General features: G+C 43.3%; 18 protein-coding genes. 6 read left to right on the top strand and 12 right to left on the bottom strand.

What is annotated here, in order from left to right:
• From Q0R52_RS03350 to Q0R52_RS03300, 11 genes are all read right to left on the bottom strand, one after another.
• Positions 1-995: sugar phosphate isomerase/epimerase (locus tag Q0R52_RS03350; RefSeq protein ID WP_295792121.1), on the bottom strand; the 995-nt coding region annotated here is incomplete at its 3' end.
• Between the two features lie 110 nt (positions 996-1,105).
• Entirely contained in the window at positions 1,106-2,275 is a 1,170-nt protein-coding gene (locus Q0R52_RS03345; protein WP_295792118.1) for a Gfo/Idh/MocA family oxidoreductase, read from the bottom strand.
• A 167-nt stretch (positions 2,276-2,442) separates the two neighbouring features.
• A complete protein-coding gene (locus Q0R52_RS03340) occupies positions 2,443-3,063 on the bottom strand; it encodes a gluconate 2-dehydrogenase subunit 3 family protein (RefSeq protein ID WP_295792116.1) in 621 nt (206 codons plus the stop codon).
• Positions 3,064-3,240: 177 nt separating this feature from the next.
• On the bottom strand, positions 3,241-4,668 hold the full coding sequence (locus tag Q0R52_RS03335; protein WP_295792114.1) for a Gfo/Idh/MocA family oxidoreductase: 1,428 nt from the start codon (positions 4,666-4,668) through the stop codon (positions 3,241-3,243).
• Positions 4,669-4,700: 32 nt separating this feature from the next.
• Positions 4,701-6,380 (bottom strand): GMC family oxidoreductase, encoded by a 1,680-nt coding sequence (locus Q0R52_RS03330; protein ID WP_295792113.1) that lies wholly within the window; start codon positions 6,378-6,380, stop codon positions 4,701-4,703.
• A gap of 194 nt (positions 6,381-6,574) precedes the next feature.
• A complete protein-coding gene (locus Q0R52_RS03325; protein WP_295792111.1) occupies positions 6,575-8,290 on the bottom strand; it encodes a GMC family oxidoreductase in 1,716 nt (571 codons plus the stop codon).
• A 1-nt stretch (position 8,291) separates the two neighbouring features.
• A complete protein-coding gene (locus Q0R52_RS03320) occupies positions 8,292-8,864 on the bottom strand; it encodes a gluconate 2-dehydrogenase subunit 3 family protein (RefSeq protein ID WP_295792109.1) in 573 nt (190 codons plus the stop codon).
• Positions 8,865-9,111: 247 nt separating this feature from the next.
• Positions 9,112-10,035 carry a TIM barrel protein gene (locus Q0R52_RS03315; protein ID WP_295792107.1) on the bottom strand — a complete coding sequence of 308 codons (924 nt, stop codon included), beginning with the start codon at positions 10,033-10,035 and terminating at the stop codon, positions 9,112-9,114.
• A 9-nt stretch (positions 10,036-10,044) separates the two neighbouring features.
• On the bottom strand, positions 10,045-11,580 hold the full coding sequence (locus Q0R52_RS03310) for a hypothetical protein (protein ID WP_295792105.1): 1,536 nt from the start codon (positions 11,578-11,580) through the stop codon (positions 10,045-10,047).
• Between the two features lie 235 nt (positions 11,581-11,815).
• The gene (locus Q0R52_RS03305) at positions 11,816-12,886 is read right to left on the bottom strand and encodes a fatty acid desaturase (protein WP_295792103.1); all 1,071 of its coding nucleotides are present in this window, start codon (positions 12,884-12,886) and stop codon (positions 11,816-11,818) included.
• A 240-nt stretch (positions 12,887-13,126) separates the two neighbouring features.
• Positions 13,127-15,043: an ATP-binding protein gene (locus Q0R52_RS03300; RefSeq protein WP_295792101.1), complete on the bottom strand. Its 1,917-nt coding sequence runs from the start codon at positions 15,041-15,043 to the stop codon at positions 13,127-13,129.
• Between the two features lie 270 nt (positions 15,044-15,313).
• Here Q0R52_RS03300 and Q0R52_RS03295 point away from each other — a divergent pair, with 270 nt between their 5' ends.
• The 6 genes from Q0R52_RS03295 to Q0R52_RS03270 all read left to right on the top strand — a co-directional run bounded on the left by Q0R52_RS03295 (position 15,314) and on the right by Q0R52_RS03270 (position 23,704).
• Positions 15,314-18,145, top strand: coding sequence for a TonB-dependent receptor (locus tag Q0R52_RS03295; RefSeq protein ID WP_295792100.1), 2,832 nt, complete (start codon positions 15,314-15,316; stop codon positions 18,143-18,145).
• Between the two features lie 71 nt (positions 18,146-18,216).
• Positions 18,217-18,909 (top strand): hypothetical protein, encoded by a 693-nt coding sequence (locus Q0R52_RS03290; RefSeq protein WP_295792099.1) that lies wholly within the window; start codon positions 18,217-18,219, stop codon positions 18,907-18,909.
• A gap of 237 nt (positions 18,910-19,146) precedes the next feature.
• Entirely contained in the window at positions 19,147-19,887 is a 741-nt protein-coding gene (locus Q0R52_RS03285) for a hypothetical protein (protein WP_295792098.1), read from the top strand.
• 112 nt (positions 19,888-19,999) lie between these two features.
• A complete protein-coding gene (locus Q0R52_RS03280) occupies positions 20,000-21,520 on the top strand; it encodes a histidine kinase (protein ID WP_295792097.1) in 1,521 nt (506 codons plus the stop codon).
• Positions 21,521-21,524: 4 nt separating this feature from the next.
• The gene (locus tag Q0R52_RS03275; protein ID WP_295792096.1) at positions 21,525-23,024 is read left to right on the top strand and encodes a TlpA disulfide reductase family protein; all 1,500 of its coding nucleotides are present in this window, start codon (positions 21,525-21,527) and stop codon (positions 23,022-23,024) included.
• A complete protein-coding gene (locus Q0R52_RS03270) occupies positions 23,024-23,704 on the top strand; it encodes a LytTR family DNA-binding domain-containing protein (protein WP_295792095.1) in 681 nt (226 codons plus the stop codon). Before Q0R52_RS03275 ends, Q0R52_RS03270 begins: the two co-directional genes overlap by 1 nt.
• A 116-nt stretch (positions 23,705-23,820) precedes the next feature.
• Here the strand turns inward: Q0R52_RS03270 and uxuA are convergent.
• Positions 23,821-24,986 (bottom strand): mannonate dehydratase (gene uxuA / locus Q0R52_RS03265; protein WP_295792094.1); only part of this gene is annotated, 1,166 nt, incomplete at its 5' end.

Raw genomic sequence — 24,986 nt, 5'->3', positions numbered from 1 at the left:
TCGAACGCCTTTTCGGTAACGCGTATGATATGATTTTTTATAAACTCAGCGCCTTCGCGTGCGCCATCTTCAGGGTGCTTAAGGGCGCATTCCCATTCCAATACCGCCCAGCCACTGTAGTCATATTGTGTAAGTTTACTAAAAATTCCTTTAAAATCAACCTGTCCGTCGCCTAAAGAGCGAAAACGACCTGCACGGTCAATCCAGTTCTGGTAGCCGCCGTAAACGCCCTGCCTCCCGGTCGGGTTAAATTCAGCGTCCTTAACATGGAACATTTTTATCCTTTCGTGGTAGAGATCAATGTATTCCAAATAATCAAGACACTGCAAAACGAAGTGTGAAGGGTCATAAAGCAAGCAGGCACGTTTGTGATTGTCTACTTTATCTAAAAACATTTCATAAGTAATACCATCATGCAAGTCCTCGCCCGGGTGAATTTCATAGCATAAATCGACGCCGCAATCGTCATAAATATCCAGTATCGGTTTCCAGCGTTTTGCAAGTTCTTCAAATGCGGTTTCAACAATACCGGCAGGTCTTTGCGGCCACGGATAAACCATCGGCCAAAGTAGCGCACCGCTGAAAGTAACTGATGCATTTAAACCTAAGTTTTGCGATGCCTTAGCCGCATATTTTAGCTGTTGTACAGCCCACTCTTGCCTTGCTTTTGGGTTATTGCGTAAATTCTCCGGTGCAAAACCGTCAAAAAGCTGGTCATAAACCGGGTTAACAGCAACCAACTGGCCTTGGAGGTGAGTTGACAGTTCAGTAATCTCCAGTCCGTACGATTTAATCTCGCCTTTTAAATCCTCCGCATAAGTTTTGCTTTCAGCTGCTTTTTGCAGGTCGATAAAACGCGGGTCGAGCGTGGGTAATTGCAGTCCTTTGTAGCCAAGGTCGGCCGCCCATTTGCAGATGCCATCAAGACTATTGAATGGCGCCGTGTCGCCTATAAATTGAGCTATAAATATTGCAGGTCCTTTAATTGTTTTCATAGTTAGTCATTTGTCATTGGTGAGGAATGTCATTGAGTCATTGAAAAGTTCGGGATTTCGTCCCACATCTTCAAATCTTCAAATCAACCCATCTTCAAATCATCCGCACATTAAATCACGTAGTCTGTCCACTTCTCATTGCTTTGGTTCGATGCCACTACGTTTTCAATAAACGCCATGCCGCGGATACCATCTTCAATGCCGGGAAAGTCGAGCCATTCGGCCTTTGGTTCTTCATTGTCTATTTTTGCTGCTAAAGACAGTGCGAAGTTGCGGTATAGGTTGCCAAAGGCTTCCAAATATCCTTCCGGGTGCCCACCGGGTGTACGGGTGTTGTGCACCGCGAAACTCGATTCCCTGTCGCCGTAGTTACCCCCTGCACGTAAGGTTTGGGCTGGTTTATCGCCCCACTTTACAGTAAGTGTGTTTGGTTCCTGCTGGGCCCATTCAAGGCTGCCGTGTTCGCCATAAACGCGAATTTTCAGGGCATTTTCCTCACCAACAGCAATTTGAGATGCAGTAAGCACGCCTGTAGCGTTATCTTCGAAACGTAATAACACAGCGCCGTCATCATCAAGCATGCGGCCTTCAACTACCACGTTTAATGAGGCATTTAGTTGAGTTATTTTTAAACCGGAAATATATTCAGCCAGGTGAGCAGCATGTGTGCCAATGTCACCCATGCAACCGCTTTTACCCGATTTTTTAGGATCAGTTCGCCAGGCGGCCTGTGCGTTACCTTCGCGTTCAGAAAGTTTGCTTAGCCAGCCCTGAATGTATTCTACATAAATTTTTCTCACTTTACCGAGCGAACCTGCCTTAATTATTTGCTTAGCCTCTTTAACCATCGGGTAGCCCGAATAGGTATGGGTTAACAGCAACATCAGGCCTGTTTCTTCAAGCTTTTCCCTTAGTTGTTTTGCTTCATCAAGTGTGAAAGTTATGGGCTTTTCAATAACCACGTTGAAACCGTGGTCCAATGCCATCATGGCCGGGCCAAAGTGGGCGAAGTTTGGCGTAACTATCGTTACAAAATCCATTCTTTTATCTTCTGGCATTTTGCTTTCTGCCAAAATCATTTCTTCATAGTTGGTATAAATGCGGTCTTCGGGTAAAAACAGCATGTGGCCGCTTTCAATAGCGGTTTCTTTATGGATGCTTAGCGCACCGCACACCAGTTCAATTAAGCCATCCATATTAGCGGCAATCCGGTGAATAGCGCCTATAAATGCGTCTTTACCCCCGCCTATCATCCCCATGCGGAGTTTTCTGTGAGCCATGTTTTGTAATTAGTGATTTAGTGAATTAGTGATTTATTTTAATTAGCGAATTAGTGATTGAGTGATTTATTTTTAATGTCAAATTAGTGATTGATTCGATAAATAAAATATTCATTTAATTATTAAATCAATCACTAATTCGCTAATTCACCCATTCACTAATTATCCTAGGTCGCCCACGCTTTATCGCCTTTTTTGTAAGGTACGTTACCATCGTAATGGCCTGGTATTGCAATATAGCGCAGCGCTTTTGTTGCACCAATTTCTGATGTAAAGTAGCCCAGTAAAGTAAGCTGCTTCATCATGGTGAAATAGTGGTTTGGTACTTCGGGCGCTTTGTAGTCTTTTTCGCCTTTATGCTTGGCAGCGTCTGCCTCAGCGTCTTTATTCTTTTTAGTTGCGTATTCTTTTTGCTCTTTATCCAGGTCGATAAGCAAATCGGTACGCTGCTGTGCAGTCAGCGACATAAACTTGTTGCTGAATTTCTTATTTGCAGCGTCATCAAGTTTGCCGATACCTTCCATAAATACCTTCTGGTCTTCTGGTGTATAGCAATCCTGTACCATTACAGCCATAAAATGGCCCACATTGGCGGCTTTTGCTCCCGGCGAGCTGGTTGTTGGCAAAATTGTATCTGCTACCTCGTTTAAAAAGGCAACAGTATCCGCAACAAACAAGTCCTCTACCTTAGCGGTACCCGATTTACAGCCCGAAATAAAGAATTCGGCACCTATAACAGCACCACCCATCAGCAGGGCAACTCTTCCTATGGCGTCTCTTCTATTCATATTAATTGGTGAATTAGTTTTTAAATTAGTGAATTGGTGATTTAGTGAATTAGTGAATTAGTGAATGCTTAATTTGAAGATTAGAAAATTAGCGAATTTGAAGGTTATTTGCAATGTTCATTTTCAAATCTTCAAATCAGCCAATTTTCAATTCACTAATTCACTAATTCAAACTTATTATAAAGTCCATCCCTCGCGGTACTGGCGTTTTACATATTGATTAGCCAAATCAAAATTAGTAACCTTTTGGTTCTGGTTGTCCCACAGGTATTTTATCGCTCCGCCTCTTAGCGAATGACCGCGAACAGCAAGATTTGCCATCAACAGCGCTTCGGTAAGCGGGCCGGCTTTGTCAAACGACGAGCTTAACTCGGTTTTTCCGTATCCTGCAATACAACCTTCCACCCACTGCGCATAATGGCCTTCAGCGCCGCCGGGAACACGCGCCCATTTTTGTGGAGCTTTTGCATCCTTGGTTAATGCCTTTGGCAATAATGTAGCCGCATCTGAATAGGTGCTGCAGAACATTTTCCCTTTGGTACCGACGAATAAACAGCCGTTACCTTGTTCGCCGCCCCAATCTTCGTTTGGAGCCAGCTCATCCGGTCTTTCCGGCTGTATACCACCGTCCATCCAGTGCAGTGTAACATTGCCGAGAGTTTTAGCTGTTTTAGGGAAAGTTAGTGTGATGTGGCTCGATGGAGGACAGCTTTCAGGGAATCTTCCTGCTTTAAACTGATCAACATAAACGCCGCCTACGCTTGCCTGTACATCAGTGGCATAGCGAATATCCAATACCCTGAAAGGAGCCTCAACAAGGTGGCAACCCATATCGCCCAGGGCGCCTGTTCCGTAATCCCACCAGCCGCGCCAGTTAAATGGTACCAGTTTATCAACATAATCTTTTTTAGGTGCAGTACCCAACCATAAATCCCAATCCAATTCCTTAGGTATTTCAGGCTGAGGTGCCGGCCACGCAATACCCTGCGGCCAAACCGGGCGGTTTGTCCAGCAATAAACGGTATGCACATCGCCAAGCAGGCCGGCATCATACCATTCCGACATTAAACGTGTTCCGTCATTTGATGAACCCTGGTTACCCATTTGTGTAACTACCTTATATTTTGCTGCGGCTTCGGTTAGTAACCGGGCCTCATACAAATCATGAGTCATGGGCTTTTGCACATATACACCTTTGCCCAATTGCATGCCATGATAAGCTATTATAGCGTGGTTATGGTCGGGAGTTGATACCGACATCGCATCGAAGTGCTTGTGTTCTTTATCAAGCATCTCGCGCCAGTCCTTATAATATTTTGCTTTCGGGAAGTTTGCCCGCGTTTTAGCCGACCTTCTATCATCCACGTCACACAAAAACGCTATTTCGGCTTTACCGCTTTTAGCGAAATTGGCGATATCGCTCTCACCTTTCCCACCGGCACCTACGCCGGCTACTAACAGTTTGTCGCTCGGTGCTAAAAAGCCTTTGCCGCCAAGCACATGCCGTGGCACTATCATAAAGCTTGCAGCAGCTATTGTACCGGTTTTCAGGAATTCTCTCCTTGACTTGTTGTTCGCCTGATCGGTCTGTTTTTCTTCAGCCATTTTGTTTAGTTGTTATGTTTTAAATTAGGTTGTTATACGTTACCTTTCTTTAGTTCTTCCACAGCATGAGCCGCAGCGCGGGCGGTTAACGCCATGTAAGTAAGCGAAGGGTTCTGGCAGGCACTTGAAGCCATTGCAGCACCATCAGTTACAAACACGTTTTTAGCATCCCATACCTGGTTCCACTCGTTCAGTACCGACGATTTAGGATCGCGACCCATGCGGGCGGTTCCCATTTCGTGTATGCCACGGCCCAAAACACCGTCAGTGCTGAAACTATGAACATTTTTTACGCCCGCAGCTTCAAGCATTTCTTTGGCATCATTAGCCATATCAATACGCATCTTCTTTTCATTATCCTTAACCTCAACATCAAAAGATAAGATGTTTAGCCCCCATTTGTCTTTACGGGTTTTGTCAAGGGTGATCTTATTTTCGTGGTACGGTAGTGTTTCACCGAAGCCACCCATGCCCATGCTCCATACGCCTGGTTCGGTTAATGCATCCTTAAATGCACCACCGATATTCAGTTCGGCAATATCGCGGCTCCAATTCTCACGGCCTGCTGACCCCTGGTAGCCAAAACCGCGGATATAGTCGCGTTTTTCGCCGTTCAGGTTACGGTAGCGTGGTATATAAATACCATTTGCCCTGCGGCCAAAGTAATATTTATCTTCATAGCCTTCAACGGTACCACCTGCACCAACACCTAAGTGGTGGTCCATCACGTTGTGGCCCAATTCACCGCTGCTACTACCTAAACCACCTGGCCAGATATCAGTGGCTGAGTTCATCAATATCCATGCACTGTTTAAGGCTGATGCATTCAGGAAGATGATTTTTGCATAGTATTCATAAGTCTTGTTTGTTTCGGCATCTAAAACCTCAACTCCCTTAGCTTTTTTGGTATCCTTATCATACAAAATCCTGGTTACGATAGACCACGGGCGAACTTTCAAGTTTCCGGTCGCCATAGCTGCGGGTAGTGTAGCCGATTGTGTGCTGAAATAGGCTCCAAACGGACAACCTAACCAGCACTTATTGCGGTACTGGCAGTTTGTACGGTTATTATGCGGCACAGTAATATTAGCAGTACGACCGATAATCATGGCGCGCTGGTTTTTATAATATTCCATCAATCGCTTTGATAAATCTTTCTCCACAACGTTCATTTCCATCGGTGGCATAAAGTCGCCATCGGGAAGGATAGCTAAATGGTCTTTATTGCCAGATATACCCGCAAATTTTTCAACATAACTATACCATGGCGCAATATCCTTATAACGAATAGGCCAGTCGGTGCCAATTCCGTCTTTTAAGTTTGCTTCAAAATCAATGTCGGCCCAGCGGTATGACTGCCTGCCCCACATCAGTGAGCGGCCGCCTACGTGGTATCCCCTAAACCAATCGAAACGCTTTACTTCGGTATAAGGGCTGTCTTTATCGCTTGCCCAGTAATCAAGGTTGGTTTCGTTTAATGGATAGTCGCGCTTGAGCACCGGATAGTCCTTTATCATTTCTTGTGTACGCCCGCCACGGTGAGGGAATTCCCATGGGTCCTTAGTAGCGTTCACGTAATCTTTAATGTGCTCAATGTTACGGCCACGCTCAAGCATAATGGTTTTCAGGCCTTTTTCAGCAAGTTCCTTTGCAGCCCACCCGCCCGAGATTCCTGAACCGATGACAATGGCGTCATAAGTATTTTCAGACATATTATAATGAATAAAAGGTTAAATAAATTTCTGTTAAATTGGTTAATCGCTAAATGTATGAACAATAAATTATCGAACAAATATTCCATTGTGTTTTTTTAACACAATAATGGGCCCATCGTATCAAAAAAGCCGATTTATGGTTAATTTGTATAAATATCTTCGACGCCGAAATATGTAAAAACTGCATTTGCTTAGCTTAAATTGCCTTTCTTCAATTCATCAACCGCATGGTTGGCCGCGCGGGCTGTTATGGCCATGTAAGTGAGCGATGGGTTTTGGCATGAAGTTGAGGTCATGCAGGCGCCATCGGTAACAAAAACATTTTTACAGGCATGCACCTGATTCCACTCGTTAAGTATGGATGTTTTCGGGTCTTTACCCATGCGCGCCCCACCCATTTCGTGTATATCCAGTCCTGGTGCCCGATGGTCGGTTGAAGGGCGGATGTTTTTAAAGCCAGCAGAAGTAAACATCTCTGTTAGCTGTTCTATAAAATCCTTCTTCATCTTCTCATCGTTATCATCATAATCAACCGACACATTTAATAACGGAACACCCCAGTCGTCTTTCAATTTAGCGTCGAGGCTAACATGATTTGTGTCTTTCGGTATGGTTTCGCCCATAAATTGTGCGCCAACATACCAGGGACTAAGATCACCTTTCACCAGGCCATCTTTCAGGCTTGCGCCAACGCCTTCATATTTGTGCTGCTGATACCTGTAGCCGCCAAATGTGCAGGCATAGCCACGAAGAAAATCGGTTTCCTGTTTATAAACATTCCTAAAACGCGGAATGTATCCACTGGTTGGCGAGCGGCCATCCACTGTCCATTCTTTCAGTCCGTCATATTCAGCACCAATATTGGCAGAATAATTATGAAATGCGACAAATTTACCCAGCACGCCGCTGTCGTTACCGAATCCGTTAGGGAAACGGCTTGAAGTAGAGTTTAACAATACAAGGTTGGTATTTAAAGCCGCGGCATTTACAAATATTATTTTCGCGTAATACTCAATAGCTTCTTTTGTATTGGAATCGATGACGCGGACGCCGGTCGCTTTGCCTTTTTGCTCGTCGTAGATGATGGATTGCACAACCGAATGGGGCCTTAACGTCAGGTTGCCCGATTTTTCGGCCCATGGAATGGTTGACGCATTGCTGCTGAAATAACCTCCGAAAGGACAGCCGCGCTGGCAAAGGTCGCGGTTTTGGCATTGGGCGCGGCCCTGGTCAATGTGTATCTGGTTGGGCTTTGACAAGTGCGCACAGCGGGCGCTTATCACATGCCGGTTTTTATAGTGGGTTTTGAGATGTTCGCTAAAATACTGCTCCACATCGTTTAATGGAAAACCTGGTAAAAATTCACCATCGGGTAATTCGGCTAAACCATCTTTATTGCCTGCGATACCTGCAAATTTCTCTACGTGGCTATACCACGGCGCAATATCTTTGTAACGGATGGGCCAATCGACAGCATAGCCATCACGTGCAGGGCCTTCAAAATCGAAATCGCTCCAGCGCTGGGTTTGCCTCGCCCACAATAATGATTTTCCCCCAACCTGGTAGCCGCGTATCCAGTCGAATGGTTTTTGCTGTACGTAGGGGTGCTCCTTATCTTTTACAAAAAAGTGCTGCGAATCCTCACCAAAAGCATAGCAACGACCAACTATTGGGTTTGCTTCCATAATGGCCGAAGGTAACTGTCCGCGGTGCTCAAACTCCCAGGGCATTTTATTGGTGGTGGGATAATCTTTAATATGTTTTACATCGCGGCCCCGTTCAAGCACCAGCGTTTTAAGGCCGTTACCTGTTAACTCTTTGGCTGCCCATCCCCCGCTTATACCCGAACCGATGACAATAGCATCAAAAGTGCGTTCTTGAACGCTGTCGATATTTAAATTGGCCATTTTATGCTGTCTTCAGTTTCAGTTTGCTGACCGGATAGTGTACGATATATCGCCCGGGGACCAACTCATACACAATTTCTTTAGTCATAAAATATTGGGAGTTTGTATAGCCAAACACTGTTTGCCCTTTAACGCCCCAATAAAAATTGGTGATTGGGTCTGGCGGTATATTTTTTTGAGGTTTGGTTTTCGTTACCGGTGGCTTTTCAATGGCCATCAAAATAGTTTCCCGGGTTTTAGTGCCTAAATCGCCAAATTCCTTTCCGTGTTCATTTTTAATTTTTGCAGTGAACGCTTTCATACCGGCGACAAATGCCTCCTGCCTTTTATTGTCGTAACAATCGTCAATCATTAATAAAACAAATGCAGGGAGGTTTAAATCTTTTGCGCCTGGCGTGGTTGTTTTTGGAATAATGGTTTCGGCCATATCGGCTATCAGCCGCTGCCCGTCTTCATCAATATTTACATGTTTTAGCTTAACGTACGACGTACCATCTTTACCGACGCACGAGGGCAAAAGCACCGCGCCGCCAATAACCAGAGCCAGATTTTTTAATACAGTACGCCTGTTCATTTACGCTTAAATTGGGTGGGGCAAAAAATCATGTATAATTAACATTTATTAATATAAAATGCAAAATAACTTTAGTTTTTATTTAACCGATTTTTAAGTATTGGTTAAATAAGAACGTCGCATTTACAATAATCTTATAGCTAAAATGTAGATACGCAGCATTTTGCGCGTACATGGCAGCGGATAGTAACACATTTATTACATAGTACGCCCCAGGGCACCGGGGCGTATCTAAATTTCAAAAGGGCTAATAACCCCATTTAGTCATTACATGTACATCAGTTATTATACATTCAACCGGGTCTTTGCCCTGGTACGATTCCTGCTCGATGATAAATTGCGAGGTACCGCCTTTTTTGCGAGCTGTCGTTAATATCTCTTTCATAGGCATTATCCCCTGCCCTATTATGGTGCTTTCATAACCATGGCCCATTTCGCCTTTCTCAGCAACTTTAATTTCGTCCTTCACGTGCATCAGCTCAAAACGACCGGGGTATTTATCCAAAAGCGCCAACGGTTCACCACCGGGAACGCCTGCCATATTACCCGTGTCCAATTGCTGAGCTACCAGCTCGGGGTCGGTGTTTTTTAGTATAAAGTCGAACAGGTTGCTGTCGCCCACCTTGGTGCTGAACTCAAAGTCGTGGTTATGGTAGCCAAATTTCATTCCATGGGCCTTGCATAGCTCGCCGCATTTATTGAACTGTTCCATAAACTTTTTCAAGCCCTCCATATCTGTCCGTAGGCTTTCATCAAGCCATGGGCTTATCACGTAGCGTTGTCCAACTTCGGCAGCATCTTCAATGGTATATTTCCATTTATCTGTAAAGTCGTTTTTGCTGCTGTCCCAATCCTTGGCAGTCATCACTGTGTGTCCGCTCGGCATTTGCATAGATAAGTCGGTCAAAATCTTCTTAAATTCTTTAGCAGTATAGCCGTAAAATTTACGATTGATATAGTTGGCATGCTCCACGTGCTTTATATCACCTGCTGCAAGTTTTTTAAGAGTGCCCATCGGGTCTTTACCCATGGCATCGCGTACGCTATAAAGCTGTATGCCTAGCCTGGTCAATTTTTTCTCCCCGGCCAATAAGGCATTGGGCATTAAGGCGGCACCGGCAACAACCAGTGCGCTGTTTTTTATAAATGTTCTGCGTGATGAATCCATCATTATTAGAGTTTAGTTAGTTGCGGTTGGAAATACTGGGAATAATAAATTGGTGTTGCTTACAAAAGCCAGGTGCTTGCTGTCAGGCGACCATGATGGGGTGTTGATGGTACCCTGCCCGCCATACAGGTAAGCAATAACCTTTGACGGTCCACCCTCAACCGGCATTACCCTTAAGTAAACATGTTTATAAAAAGGATGGTCGCCGGGGGCTACTTCGCTTTTCAGGAAGGTGATATACTCGATCCATTTGCCGTCAGGTGAAATATGGGGGAACCAGTTGTTGTAGTCATCATTGGTTAACTGGGTTTGTTCGCTGCCATCAGCTTTCATACGCCAAACCTGCATAAGGCCGCTTCTAACTGAGTTGAAATAGATATACTTGCCATCGGGCGAGTATTCAGGACCATCGTCAAGACCGGGAGTATTGGTTAGTTTTTCCTCAGGTCCGCCGGCAACAGGAATGCGGTAAACGTCATATTCATTATTACGCGCCCCGCAAAATACCAGGTATTTGCCATCTGGCGACCAGCCATGCATATACGAGGGGCCGATTTCAGTCATCCTTTTCGGTTCGCCACCAGTAGTTGGCACAATCCAGCCAATTGAATTACCGGTTTGGTCGGCACTGCTAATGGTTAGCGATTTGCCATCGAACGACAGCACGTGATCGTTATTGTTATTTTTTGCAGAACCTGTATTAAATACTGTGGGAGTGTTTGTTTTTAAATCAAATTTATAAAGCAAACCGTCGCTGTTGTAAAGCAGATTTTTGCCATCAAGCATCCAGTTTGGAGCCTGTAACGACTTTGTTGACTGGTAAACGATGGTGCTGTTTTGTGTTGCCAGATCGAGTATTTCGATGTTGCTGCCTAAATATTGCTTGTAAGGCACCAGGGTTGCAGGTGCCGGTATCACTATCCTTGTATTGTTAAATACAGCTTTTTCGGTAACGTTGGCGTTGTGCGAGCATATAAATATACCCACGTACACATCATCGCCTAAATCAACGTCGCTCACTTCATCTTCCGTAAACAAATCGCCTTTGCGGGCAACCGACATAATGTATTTATTACCATGCCTTTCTAACTGGATAACATCCGCGTGGGTAACTGTTGATTTTTTCTCCTCTGTAATACCGCCATCTGTTTTGCGGAACTGCAGCGAGGTGAGCCCGTCGCCATGCACAACCGCATTTATTTGTTTCGACGTTGAATCGAGCGAGGTGCGTACCATAAAGCCGATTTTGCGATGATCCTCAACGCCTTTACCAATAAAGGCAGCATTGGTACGAAGGATAAAATCGCCTTTCATTTTTCTCCATACAAAATGGAAGCCGTCAGCTTTGGCCCATATATTGGTGCCGGAGCCTAAAAGATTGTATTCCTGTGTTTTGGGATTATAGCTACCAGTACCTTTATGTTTTACCACACCCACATCGGTCTGCTCTTCAAAAATACCGATAGCACCGCTTTGTGCACGGGCAAACGGTTCGACAGCAACCAGCATGGCCAACACCATAAGTAAAGAAAATATCTTTTGCTTCATTTTAATTTAGGGTTTAACGATGAGAATATTGGTTTACTAAGTTAAAAAACCATTTGCAAATGGTATAATACTTTTTTAACAATAGTGTATTTTTTACAAGATCAAATAATATTGTTACAGTTAACAAGTTTAGAAGTTCTCACGCGTTTCATAAAAACTATAAAAAGGTAATAAAACAGCAAAACCCCGATATCCGGGGCTTTACTGTTTCATTAAGATATATTTCGTTTACCTGTTACTCGGTTACCAATTCAGGCTTTTTAATTTTAACAAGTTCTTTATCGACTGTTGCAGGTGCTTTACAGTATTCAAGATAAAACTCTTTCTTCGAGTCGCGGTACCAGCTAACGGCGCCTATCATACTCATAAATTTAATATAACACCATGCCAAATCAAGCTGGTAAGGTTTAAATCCAGAACGTGCGCTTTTAGGGTACAAGTGGTGATTGTTGTGCCATTCACCGGCAACGTAGCCAGGCCATAACTGGTTGATCGACATATCCTCGCGGTTATAATCAACCCCATCGCGGCGTTTATCCTGCCCTTTACCGTGTCCTTCGTAATTAAATGTACGTACCCCTACGGCCCAAAAGCCTGCTGCGCCGAAAACGGCACATGCCAAACCCATACCGCCAATCAGGTAAAAGGCGGCAAACCAAAAACTCCAGTTTAATATTATACCAATAATAGTACGAACCGGCGGCGCCAGTGTACCCCATTTTTTATACTGCGTGTAAGAATTACAGGTTACGCCAGTATGTTTCATTAAATTAACACATTTTGCGTAGTCTTTTTCGCTCATACTGCGATTTATGGGCTGATGGTTTACATCGGCAAGGAAGCAGTAGAGGAATCCACCCTGGGCGTTATAAGGATCACCAGGTTGGTCGGACAATGCATGGTGCACATGATGCGATACGGCATAAATTTCTTCAGGAATTATCTTCAGCGTTAGGTTCTGGGTAAAAAAACGCCAGAAATTGTTTTTAAACTCATAGGCGCCATGGGTACAATACCTATGGTGCCAGATGGTGCCATGGGTACCCATAATTATCATGCTGTAAACAAAAGCAACTATAAGGCCTGTTATTGAAAAATATTTAAATAAAAACAGGAACAGGAAAGGAGCAAGAATCACTATAAGCATCCAACTTAAAAATGAAAGCCAGTTTTTTTTGTCTTTAAAAACATTAAGCCTCGAGAAAAATTCTTTAATAATTTGGCTCTGGGTTGGTTTTGCTAAGTCGCCAAGACTATCCTTCCACCCATACGCGGGCGGTTCAAGCACGGTGTTTAAAAATGCCATTATTTAATGGAGAGAGGGTTTATTCAAGTTTATATATACAGTAAGAACACCGTAAAGTAGGTATTATTTCATTACCACAGCCAATTAAAACACAACCGTGTTGAGTAAAGGCGCGCAAAAGCTGTATCTTTTGTCATAATAATGTCTGTAAATGTGGCTTTGGGGGCAGCAGGGGCAGATTTAAGAAATTCTCGCGACAGGAAAATAATTGTCAGAATGACTGAAATTATTTATCCACAATTATGCATATGCTCCTACCAGCGGCAGGCTGAAGTAAAAACAGCTTCCTTTACCCACTGTTGATGTTACCAATAACTTCCCCCCATTTAACTCGACCAATTCCTTACATAACAGCAAGCCAATACCCGTTCCACTCTCGCCGGACGTACCGGAATGCGAGAAATGGGTAATTATGGAAAACAGCTTTTCTATCTCATCCCTGTTCATGCCTTTACCTGTATCCGATACACTAACTATTAACGAATTGTAATCGACCTTTGTGGCAAGGGTAACGCTGCCATTGCTGTCGGTAAACTTAATTGCGTTGCTCACCAGGTTGCGTAAAACAACTTTTATGTGATTTTCGTCGGCCTGAACGGATTGCCCTGCAAAAGCACCATTAATAAACTCGATGCCTTTTTGCTGCAGGTGGTGCACAAAGGTTTGCTCCATTTCAACGCCAAGTAAAAATATATCCACATTGGTTGAATTAACAGTTTTACCCTTTATTTGACTACCGGCCCACTCTGTTAAATTTGACAATGTAAGCTCGGCACCCTTTATAATGGGCCCAATTTCGCGCATCAGATCAGCCACCTCGTTTGCAGTAAGATAGCCATCGTTAAACATTTCTATTATATTACTCATGTTGGCTACAGGAGTGCGCAAATCGTGCCCTATAACTGCCAGCAATTTATCCTTTAACCCGTTTACTGACTGTAGGTTGGAGGTTTGAACCTCAATCACCTGCTTTTGCTCCAACAATGCTTTATGTTGGTTTTCGAGTTTGTGGCTGAGCATTTTCTTTTGCTTGTACAAATACCACGTAATAAAAAGTACCGATATTAAAATAACCAGCGAGATTGAAAGAATTAGAATCAGCTTTGTTTGCGCTTTAATCTTCGCCTTATTTTCGGTGTCGGTAATTTCCATCAGCTTAATTTCGTTAAGCTTTGTGTTTAAGGTGTGATAATTTTGTATAAGTTGGATGGTTTTTAATTTTGATGATTTGGCAACGCTGTCGCGTATTTGCGCATAGATTTTTTGATAACCGAGGGCTTGCTTTAAATCGTTTTTTTTCTCGAAGCTATTTGCTATTAACCTGTAACCTTCTGCTTGCGCATCAATCAGGCCAATACTATCTGCAAGACCGATACCTTTTTTGGCGTAGCTGATAGCGTTGTCGTATTTCCCGACTTCATTATTAATAGCAGCATATTCAATTAAAGTCTTAGCCCTTAAACGTTTGTTTACCGTTTGCATGCTCATTTTAAATGCAATATCATCATGATACAGCGCATTACGGTAATCTTTCATGCTTTTATAAATCCCCCCTAAGCGGGCATATAAAACAGCAATATTCCCCGTTTCATTTATCCTTTTATTCAGCGTTAACGCATATTCCGCATCAGCTATGGCTTTGTGGTAGTTTTTAAGTGCACAATAAACGTATGACTTCTCGCTAAAAACTTCGGCAAGACGGCTGACGTCGTTAGCCGCATAACCAAGTGATTTATCTAAATCAATTAACGCCTGGCCGTAGTTGCCCAAATCGGCATAAGTGCGCCCAAGGGCGTTGTAAACATCAGAAAGGTAAAGCGGTTTGTTCGCCGGCAAATTAGTTATGGCCGAATTCAAATAGAATAGGCTAATGGTATAATATGATTGCGACCAATAAACCAGGCCGATATTATAAAAACTGCGCCCTTTGCCTACTGCATACCCATATTTTTGTGATAGTAACAACGCATTTTCGGCTAGTTTACGCGCAGAGTCGGGTGCATTAAGATAGATGTTGTAAGCAGCGTTGTTTAACCTGTCGATTTCGGCGTAAGTTGTCCGGATATTACTAATAGGAGATTGACTATGCACAACCGTTTGGGTTGCAAATAGTTTCGATACAAGTAGAAATGGCAAGATCAGTATAAAACCTCTCATGGGCATTATTACGAGGTTAGGTGAATAAAGGTTGTAGTGGGAAAAGTCCGAAGTCGGAAAAGTCAGGAAAGTCCGAAAGAAAAAGTTTGTAACAGCATTTATAATTCAAGTCGGTTCAATCGTTTAAAGTTGGTGTAATCCCACAAATAATCGCAACAATTACATGACAATCAGGCTGTAGTGCAACATTATTATGACAGGGGAATAAATAATTAAACCTTAGATATATATTCACAGTCGTTAGCTATTAACGATGTTTTTGATTTGAAAATGAACATGAAAATCCCCCTGCTTTCGTTTCTTTTTTTGTGCCTGTTTTTTGCTGCAGCTAGTGCCCAGCAGACACCTAAACCACCATCGCGCGAGGTATTTGGTACCGTTGTTGACAGCTCGGGGGTAGTACCTGCCGTAAATGTTAAAATTTCGTCGGCAACCGATAGTGTTACGGTTACCACCAATTTAAAAGGCATTTTTGATTTCCCAATTATCACCTCAAAAAGCTTTAAAATAACAGTTACCGGCATTGGATACGAAACCTTTACCCGCCGCTATGTGATGGAAGATGGCACCAAGCCCATCAAACTCGACCCTATTAAGCTAAAGGCCCAAACCAACATGCTAAAAACGGTAACTATTAACGGTGTTATCCCTATCACCATAAAAGAAGACACTATTGAATATAAAGCAAGCGCCTACAAAGTGCGCGAAGGTTCGCCGGTGGAAGACCTGCTGAAAAAACTACCCGGCGTAAGTGTTGATGCTAACGGTAACGTTACTGCGCACGGCAAGCAGGTCTCGAAAGTACGGGTTGACGGAAAAGACTACTTTACCGGCGACGTGCAAACAGCAACTCAAAACCTGCCTGCTGATATTGTGGAAAGCATACAAGTAATTGATGACTATGGCGACCAGGCCAACCTTACCGGCATAAAAACCGGCGACCCCGATAAAATTCTGAACATCACCATACAAAAAGGAAAAAAGAAAGGCCAGTTTGGGCAGGGTACGGTTGGCGCCGGTAACGATGACCGGTATCAGGCCAAGCTATCGGCCAACGCATTTAATAACGACCAGCAGGTTTCACTACTCGGTACCGTTAATAACAATAATACAAATGCTTTTAACCTCGCGCAGGCCGGGGGAAGCGGGGGCCGATCGGGCCGCAGCCGTGGCGGAAGTGGTGGCAGCAGCGATGGTGGTGTGAGTACAGCGAATGGTATAACCGACAATAAATCGCTAGGGTTAAACTACCGCGATGCCTGGGGTAAAAAAATCACAATTTACGGCAGCTACAGCTTTGCGGACAAGGATACCAAATCGACGAGTACGTCACTGCAACAGGATGTTTTTCAATCTGGCTCGCTGATAAATAATGACAATACTTTAGACGAAAACCACAGTATAAACCACCGGTTTGATTTTAACATGGAGTATAAAATAGATACTGCCAATTATTTAAAAATAAACCCCAATTTCTCCTACGGCTCATCGCACGATAACAACACAGATATATTCAGCAACATGCGCAACGGGGCCACCACTACAGGCAATGAATTTTCATTAACCAATTCGATGGCGCCAAGCGGCGGGGCCACCGTGCTTTATAATCACAAATTTTCGAAAAAAGGCCGTAATTTAAGTATCAGTGGCAGCTACAGCTACAGCAAGCGCGATCAGGATTTTAACGATAAATACACCACCGTGCAGGATAGCATTGTGAACCCGCTTTTTCAGCAAATAAATACAAACAGCAGTTCGAACAGGTTTAATGTTCATTTCTCATATATCGAGCCGGTTGGCAAATCAACCTACCTGGAAGCCAGTTACACTTATAGCCGGACAAATACCGACAATAACCGTTTCAATTACCGGATTGACCCTTTAACGGGGGCGCAAACTTATGTCGATTCGTTGAGCACGCTTTATAACTACCAGTTTGTTTCAAACCGTATCGGCCTTAATTTCAGGGGCGTGAAGGCAAAATATAATTATACCATCGGCCTTTCGGCACAGCCTAATACCCTTACCGGCGAATCGCACAATTTCCAGACAACTACTAATACTTTTAATTTGGTACCCACTGCCCGGTTGGTATATAATTTTCAGAAAAACCACTCACTAACCATAAACTACAGCGGCAATGCCAGTCAGCCAAGTTTTGCCCAATTACAAGTGCAACCCGACTATTCAAACCCGCAAAACGTGGTTTATGGTAACCCTGATTTAAAGCCATCGTTCAGCAACAGCATCAACCTTCGCTATAATCAGTTTGATATCGCCAGCGGTAATTCGCTGTTTACCAATTTGTCGTTTAACACCATTGAGGACCAGATCGTAGCCAACACCGCACCGGTAACTACAACCAATGCAGCGGGCGGTTCTACCGGCTCGCTGGCAACAAGCACCCGGCAGCAAACCCATTATTTAAATACCAACGGCTATTACTCCATGAATGGCAATTACGCCTTCTCGAAGCCGTTTGATAACCGCAAATTTACCGTAACACTTAATGGCGGCGCGTCATACAATAACAACGTATCGTATATTGAGGACCAACGTAACCTTGGTAAAAATTGGGTTTTAAACCAGGGCGCAAAACTGCGGGTTGATATTGATAGCGTAATGGACACCGAAGTGAGCGGAAATTACAGTATTAACACTACCAAATACAGCCTGCCATCATCAATAAACACCAATGCCAAGACATGGACAATTGGACTTGATGGCCGCAGCTACTTTTTTTACAACTGGATTTTGGGATACAACCTGGTACAAACCATAAATGAAGGTTTCAGCAGCACGGTTAAAGCCAACCCTACCCTGCTAAGCTCCTACATCGAATGCCAGTTTTTAAAGAAAAATATTGCATCGCTTCGTTTCCAGGCATTTGACTTATTTAATCAAAATACCGGCGTTACCCGTACCGTAAGCGGCAACCAAATTATAGATACCCGCACCAACAGGTTGGGCCGTTATTTTATGCTGACATTTACCTTAAGGCTGCAAAAATTTGCTGGCTCTGCGCCGCCAAAAGGCGGGCGTGGCGGTGGCCGCAGAGGTGGAGGCTTTGGCGGCGGAGGTGGCGGTCGCAGAGGTGGTTGATAACCGTCCTATTTTATTTTTTGAATTTGCCCGTACAAGCTTTATATTAGTCGCAAACCAATATAAAGCTTGTGAAAATTTGCCTATCCCTGTTTTTTGGCCTGTTTTATATAACAAATTGCCTTGGGCAGGACACCGTTAACCATAGAAACTGGCTTACCAATACAGTTTTAGAAAGGTATAAAACGCTTAAGCCCGATGAAAATACCCGCGTCGGCCCATACAAAGCTTACTACAAACGCAGGACTTTGATTGCCGAAGGCAGGTACGATAAAGGCATGAAGGTTGGTATGTGGACTTTTTATGATGATGAAGGCAAACTAAGCGAAAAGTACGACTTTGACAAAACCGAATATATTTACGAAGCACCGCTGGATACAGATACCGATATTCACTTTGCTTTTGATGCCGAAATAAAAGCCAGTGACAGGGTTACCCGCCCTTTGAAAATTGGTGGCATGTATTATGGTTTAATTCCCTACATCAACGTTTTCCGGCTGCCTTTTGAAACCGAAGGAATTAACATGGATTATTTTGATGCCATTGTTGAGTTGCTGATAAGCCCCGGCGGCAGGCTGGCCGATCATAAGGTTCGGTTGCTTTCAAAAGCCTACAAGTACGATCAGACCTTTAACTTTGATGTTGGCCTGTTTGGCGAAGAGGATAAACAATTTACACCGGCATCGGTAAACAGGCAACCTGTATTGGCCAGAATATTTATTAGGTGCTCTATTAATAATGATGGAAGTTTGGACTTTTATTGATTCTGATTCATAGCCAATCCCGCACGCGCGGATTGTTCATGGCAGCTGCTATTGTATGGATCTGTCTTCAATATCCCACACTGTTCGCTGCATCCAATAACCAACTACTTTAAATCTTGTGTCAGTTTAGTAAACCCGTTCGATTTTGTTTTTTGAAATAGCCCGTACAAGCTTTATATTAGTAGAAATCAATTATTTGTGAAATTTCGCCTGCTTTTATTTTTAGGGACATTTTATATGTACGTATGTTTTGGGCAGGATACCGCCAACCACAAAAACTGGCTTACGAGCCTGGTGCTTGAAAGATACAAAACCCTTAAACCGGATGAAAACATCCGCGTCGGCCCGTACAAAGCGTATTTCAGGCGCAAAACGCTGATAGCCGAAGGTAGGTATGACAGAGGCGTAAAGGTCGGCGTATGGAATTTTTATAACGAACAAGGTAAGCTAAACCAAAAGTTTGACTTTGATAAAACTGAATACATTTATGAAGCCCCTTTAGATAGCAATACCGACATTCAGTTTGGCTTTGATGCTGAAATAAAACCGGGCGACAGGGTTACCCGCCCTTTGAAAATTGGCGGGATGTATTATGGCTTAATCCCCTATATTAACATTTTCCACCTGCCTTTTAAAATCGACGAGTATGGTATAGATAATTTTCATGCTGTTATTGAACTGCTGATAAGCCCCCACGGCAGGCTGGCCGATTATAAAGTACGGGTGCAATCGGCCACCTATAGGTATGATCAAACCTTTAACTTTGATGTAAACATGTTTGGCGAAGAAGATAAACAGTTTTCGCCTGCCACTGTAAACCGGCAGCCTGTACTTGTCCGTTTATTTATCAGGTGCGCAATCAATGCCGACGGAAGTTTGGACTTTTTCAATTCTAATTCATGGCTAATAATTAATGGAGCATGGATGAAAAGAATTATGGACCAACAACCAGAAGTCAGTAATACGCAAGAACCGTAGCAGCCATAAACTGCTGACCATGGATTTCTTAAACTTCACCAATTCGTCACATATTTTCCGGCCTTAGTCACATTTTATTTCGGATGAGGATTAATCACGGTAAGCTTGTATCATGAAACTCAAAAACATAGAAATTGCCATTGCAACCATTATACTGCTGTTAGCTGTTTATAGTTTACTGGGCTCTGTTAACGGATATTTAGCCGGGCGTTATTCCGACTCGGCTTATGGAAGGGAGTTATTTAAAGCTAAAGGACTGACCTTTAACTTCTTTATCAATTATTTTTTTCCAATCCTGATAAAAAATCTTGCTATTTATGCCTCCTTCGTCTGGATTTCCTGCTCACTTCCGGATAAATTTATAACACAGCAAAAATGGCAAAAAGCAATTTTATCAATTATAGCCGGCATACTTGTAATGTGGCTGCTGTTTGTTTTGAGCGATTGTTTGGACAGGCCGTATGATGATTATATTTTACCGGAATCATTATTCCGAGAGTTTGGAGTAGCCACGGGTATGAGCGGACTGATGCTTTTGTATGAGATTTTTAAACAACTGACAGTATGGTTATTAAAACGGGATGAGGCTAAAAATTCGTGGAAAAACAATCCACTTATAACTAATGTGATATGGTTTGTTTTAATATGGGGTGTTACCCTATTTGGGATTATATTATTACAGCCACATTGGGGTGTTGGGTTATTTATAGCGCTTATAGCTCCTTGTGCTTTTATAACCTATCTTGTGTGTTTGTACGTTTTAATTCCACGGTATTACCAGTCTGAAAAAGGTGCATTTTGGTTGCTTTTGACTGTAATTACATTGGGCATAAACATCCCTTTTAATGGCTTTTACTCGGGAAAAGCATCATATGGCAGACTAGATTTTCTAATCCTGTTTCTCTTCATCTGGTTTTTACAAGTTGCCATACTTGTTCCGCTGAGCTTGTACCTTTATAAAATAAAAAAGGAGCGTTCAGCCGAACTTACTACCTTAAAAACTGAGCTAGGTACTTCAAATGCAGGGTTGCAGTTCCTGCGCTCACAAATAAACCCCCATTTCCTATTTAATGCTTTAAACACACTTTACGGCACGGCCTTATTAGAGAATGCCGAAAAAACAGGCGAAGGCATCCAAAAACTCGGCGATATGATGCGCTTTATGCTGCATGAAAATCACCAGGATAAAATCGCGCTCAGCCGCGAACTTGATTACCTGCATAATTATATCGACCTGCAAAATCTGCGAATTGCTTCGTCGCCCAATATTAACATCGAAATGCAAATTGAGGATATTATCGGCTACTACGAGATAGCGCCCATGTTGCTTATCCCATTTATTGAAAACGCTTACAAGCACGGCATCAGTTTTAAAGAAAAATCGTGGATAAAAGTAAACTTGTGTAAAAAAGATGAAGTTTTACACCTTGACGTTTATAACAGCATCCATCCCCAAAAAGAAAACGACCCCGAACGTTACCATTCGGGTACCGGGCTGGAAAATGTAAAGCAGCGGCTTGCTTTACTTTATCCTAATAAACACGAACTTGTTATCCGGCAAAATGCACAGGAGTTTTTTGTTCACTTATCAATTACACTTTCTTCACAACATCAACCTAAAAACAACTCTTAACATCATGAAAAAAATAGTATTGAGTTTGTCGCTTATATTAATAGCGGCCCTGAACGGCTTTGCCCAGTTTAAATTAAGCGGCCGCATAAAAAACTATAGAGGCACTGATTCCGTTGTGCTGAATATCCCCTTTGTTTATGGCAATTACACCGAAAACAACGTCAAAATACCGGTGGAAAGTTCGGGCGTGTTCAACTTCACGGTGCCGGTAAAATCGCAAAAGTTTGTTAATTTCACTTATAAAAACTCGAGCGAAACGCTATTATTGAGGCCTGGTAAATCGCTTTCATTAGTGCTTGATACCACAGGTAAAGTACTCACAATAGCAGGCACCGCTGCTAACGAGAACAGGGTTTTTAACAACGCAAATCTGAATGAAATCCCATTTTTTTTAAAGTATGATAACCAGCAAAACCCTTATGCAAAAATGCATTTTGATGAATTGCAGGAAAAACTGGTAAAACCGTGGTTTAGCCAGCGGGATAAGAAGATAGCGAATGTCATGGCGTCGAAGCTGAGTGCCGGTGATAAAAAACTCATCGTGTCCGAAATTAATTACCAGGCCCTTGTACAGTTAAACTATTTTGCATACGGCGTTATTTATGCCGATAAAAAACTGGTCAACAAGTTTATTTCTACCAACTATGGGGCGATAGGCACCGACCCAGCAGTTTCAAACCCGGGCCTGTTTTATTCTTATTTCGCTGATGGTTATATCAATTATATAAACGGAAAAATATTTGCCGAATATGGCCCTGCTGATGAACGCAGCAAAGCGCCTTTTTTAAGCGTTTATCACATCAGTCTGGATAGTGCAATGGCGTTGGGTAAGCGTTATGGCAACAGCTACGTGCATTGGTTTTTATTTAAACAATACTTTAAAAAAGAAGTTGCCGAACAATACCTTGCCCAAACCATTTGGCGCGAATGCCGTGAAAACGACATCAGCAACATCAAACCGTTGATGACGGAATTTGAAACCAATTTCCCAAAAAGCATTTATATAAATGTGCTCAGGGCTAAAGTGGGGAAGATTGAATTATTTAATAAGCAAAATGAAAGCCTGAAAAATATCACCGCGTTTAATGGCTATGAGAAGGTAAACTCTATTTATGAAGTGGTTAATGCCTTTAAAGGAAAAGTAATATATTTAGATGTTTGGGGAACGTGGTGCGGCCCGTGTAAAAAAGAATTGCTGTACGGACCGGAATTAAAGCAACGCTTTAAGGGCAAGGACGTTGTGTTTGTTTATTTAGATATGGACGAGGATGACAGGGATGCCGACTGGAAAAAATTCATTCGCTTGAATGGTGTAACAGGCATTCATTTACGCAAAAGCAGGTCGGATATCGGGAAATTTTGGGATGAATTGCTGTCGGCCGGGCACGAACGTCTTTACCCCTCTTATTTTATTTTCGATAAAACAGGTAAGCTGGTTCAGGCTGATACCAAACGCCCAAGTGACGGCACCGCACTTTATACTGAATTAGAAAAATATCTTTAATGATAAAAGCCATAGCAATTGATGATGAGCCACTGGCGCTCGAAGTAATAAAGTCGCTGGCGGCAAAAGTGCCGTTTATACAGGTGGTGGCATATTTTACCGATGCTTTTGAGGCCATTGATTTTTTAGCGAAAGAACAGGTTGATTTGATGTTTTTGGATATCAAGATGCCGGATATATCAGGGATTGAGCTGATGGAAAGCCTGCAGAAAAAGCCGCTCGTAATTTTCACCACCGCTTATGCCGAACACGCTGTTGCCAGCTATGATTTAAATGCCATAGATTACTTGCTGAAACCTTTTGCTTTTACCCGGTTTTTAAAAGCCTGCCATAAGGCAAATGAACAGCTGACGCTGAAACAAAAATCAGCGCCCGCCGACAGCATTTTTATAAAAGCCGGTTATGAGCAAATCAAAATACTTTTTGCCGACTTGCTTTACCTGGAAGGCGCAGGTAATTATATGAGCTTTATAATGACCGATGGCCGCAGGATAATGTCGCGGCTTACTGTTACAGAGGTTATTGGGTTGTTGCCGGCTGATATTTTTGTGAGGGTGCACCGCTCGTATATTGTTAATAAAACAAAAGTCGACAAGATTGAAAGGCATCAGTTGCATATTGGGAAAGTTGTAATACCTGTGGGGAGTTCGTTTGATGCCGGGCAGTTGCTCCAGCCCTAAACCAGCCCAAACCCATCCCTACAGGCTGTATCCCCGCATCCAGGCCTATAAAAGCGGCAAACTGCGGGGCAACCTATCAGCGGGAGACGCGAAGCATCGAGCCTCTAAATCAATTCTTACAGGCTCCTTTTTATCCCCATTTCCAGTCCCCTCAATTCTGCCAATCCCTTTAACCTGCCAATTGCTGAGTAGCCCGGGAAGGTATTATACCTGAAATCGTCCAGCAATTTATGTCCATGATCGGGGCGCATAGGGATGGCTACGTCGTCCCTGCCTGCGTCGGCACGACGCTTTTGTTCGAGTATTATATTTTTCATCACGGCGTACATATCGCTGCTACCACCCAGGTGGTTGGCTTCATGAAAGCTGCCACCGGCTTCACGCTGCACATTGCGCAGGTGCAAAAAATGAAAGTGTTGACCCAGCCTGTTTACAATTCCCGGCAAATCATTATCTTCCCTTGCCCCTAACGAGCCAGTGCAAAATGTTAACCCGTTGCTGGTTGACGGCGCAGAATTCACCACAAACTCCAAATCTGCTTCCGTTGATATTATCCTTGGCAGTCCGAATATCGGGAACGGCGGATCGTCAGGGTGAATGCACATTTTAATACCCAGTTTTTCGGCTTCGGGAATTATCGCCTGTAAAAAATAGGCCAGGTTTTGCTTCAGTGCAGCGGCATCAATATCCTTATACCGTTCAAGGTGCTCCCTGAATTGGTCTATCGTTAAAACATCATGAGTCCCGGGCAAACCGGCCATTACATTTTTAGTCAAAGTCTTTTTGGCGTCGCCATCAAGGCTATCTAAATATAGTTTAGCTTCATTTTGCTGGTCGAAATTAAATTCATCGAAAGCTCCCGGCCGTTCCAAAATGTACAAATCGAAAGCGGCGAGTGCCGGGGCGAAAAAACGCAGGGCCGACGCACCATTTGGCAAACGGTAATCAATATCGGTGCGGGTCCAGTCAAGCACCGGCATAAAATTGTAGCAAACGGTTTTTATATTTGCTTTGTACAGGTTTGTAAGGGTTTCAATGTACTTTTTAATATAAGCATCGCGTTCCTTTGCCCCTGTTCTTATGCTTTCATGAATGTTCACACTCTCCACAACCGACCAGCTAAGGCCGGCCGCCTCAATCATGTTTTTGCGTTGAAGAATTTCGTCCAGCGGCCAAACTTCGCCAACCGGAATATGGTAAAGAGCTGTAACAATACCGGTAGCACCGGATTGAGCGATAGCTGTAAGCGAAACAGGGTCGGCGGGCCCAAACCATCTAAATG

Origin of the sequence: Mucilaginibacter sp. (assembly GCF_025359345.1) — a bacterium.
Taxonomy (GTDB): Bacteria; Bacteroidota; Bacteroidia; order Sphingobacteriales; family Sphingobacteriaceae; genus Mucilaginibacter.
This window is presented reverse-complemented; position numbering and strand designations above follow the sequence as displayed.

Excerpts from the sequence above, each read along its gene's own strand:
- Q0R52_RS03345 (WP_295792118.1), bottom strand. The coding sequence starts at position 2,275 with ATGGCTCACAGAAAACTCCGCATGGGGATGATAGGCGGGGGTAAAGAC.
- Q0R52_RS03280 (WP_295792097.1), top strand. The coding sequence starts at position 20,000 with ATGAAACTCAAAAACATAGAAATTGCCATTGCAACCATTATACTGCTG.
- Q0R52_RS03305 (WP_295792103.1), bottom strand. The coding sequence starts at position 12,886 with ATGGCATTTTTAAACACCGTGCTTGAACCGCCCGCGTATGGGTGGAAG.
- Q0R52_RS03335 (WP_295792114.1), bottom strand. The coding sequence starts at position 4,668 with ATGGCTGAAGAAAAACAGACCGATCAGGCGAACAACAAGTCAAGGAGA.
- Q0R52_RS03330 (WP_295792113.1), bottom strand. The coding sequence starts at position 6,380 with ATGTCTGAAAATACTTATGACGCCATTGTCATCGGTTCAGGAATCTCG.
- Q0R52_RS03270 (WP_295792095.1), top strand. The coding sequence starts at position 23,024 with ATGATAAAAGCCATAGCAATTGATGATGAGCCACTGGCGCTCGAAGTA.
- Q0R52_RS03275 (WP_295792096.1), top strand. The coding sequence starts at position 21,525 with ATGAAAAAAATAGTATTGAGTTTGTCGCTTATATTAATAGCGGCCCTG.
- Q0R52_RS03315 (WP_295792107.1), bottom strand. The coding sequence starts at position 10,035 with ATGATGGATTCATCACGCAGAACATTTATAAAAAACAGCGCACTGGTT.
- Q0R52_RS03300 (WP_295792101.1), bottom strand. The coding sequence starts at position 15,043 with ATGAGAGGTTTTATACTGATCTTGCCATTTCTACTTGTATCGAAACTA.
- Q0R52_RS03340 (WP_295792116.1), bottom strand. The coding sequence starts at position 3,063 with ATGAATAGAAGAGACGCCATAGGAAGAGTTGCCCTGCTGATGGGTGGT.
- Q0R52_RS03320 (WP_295792109.1), bottom strand. The coding sequence starts at position 8,864 with ATGAACAGGCGTACTGTATTAAAAAATCTGGCTCTGGTTATTGGCGGC.
- Q0R52_RS03295 (WP_295792100.1), top strand. The coding sequence starts at position 15,314 with ATGAACATGAAAATCCCCCTGCTTTCGTTTCTTTTTTTGTGCCTGTTT.
- Q0R52_RS03325 (WP_295792111.1), bottom strand. The coding sequence starts at position 8,290 with ATGGCCAATTTAAATATCGACAGCGTTCAAGAACGCACTTTTGATGCT.
- Q0R52_RS03285 (WP_295792098.1), top strand. The coding sequence starts at position 19,147 with ATGTACGTATGTTTTGGGCAGGATACCGCCAACCACAAAAACTGGCTT.
- Q0R52_RS03310 (WP_295792105.1), bottom strand. The coding sequence starts at position 11,580 with ATGAAGCAAAAGATATTTTCTTTACTTATGGTGTTGGCCATGCTGGTT.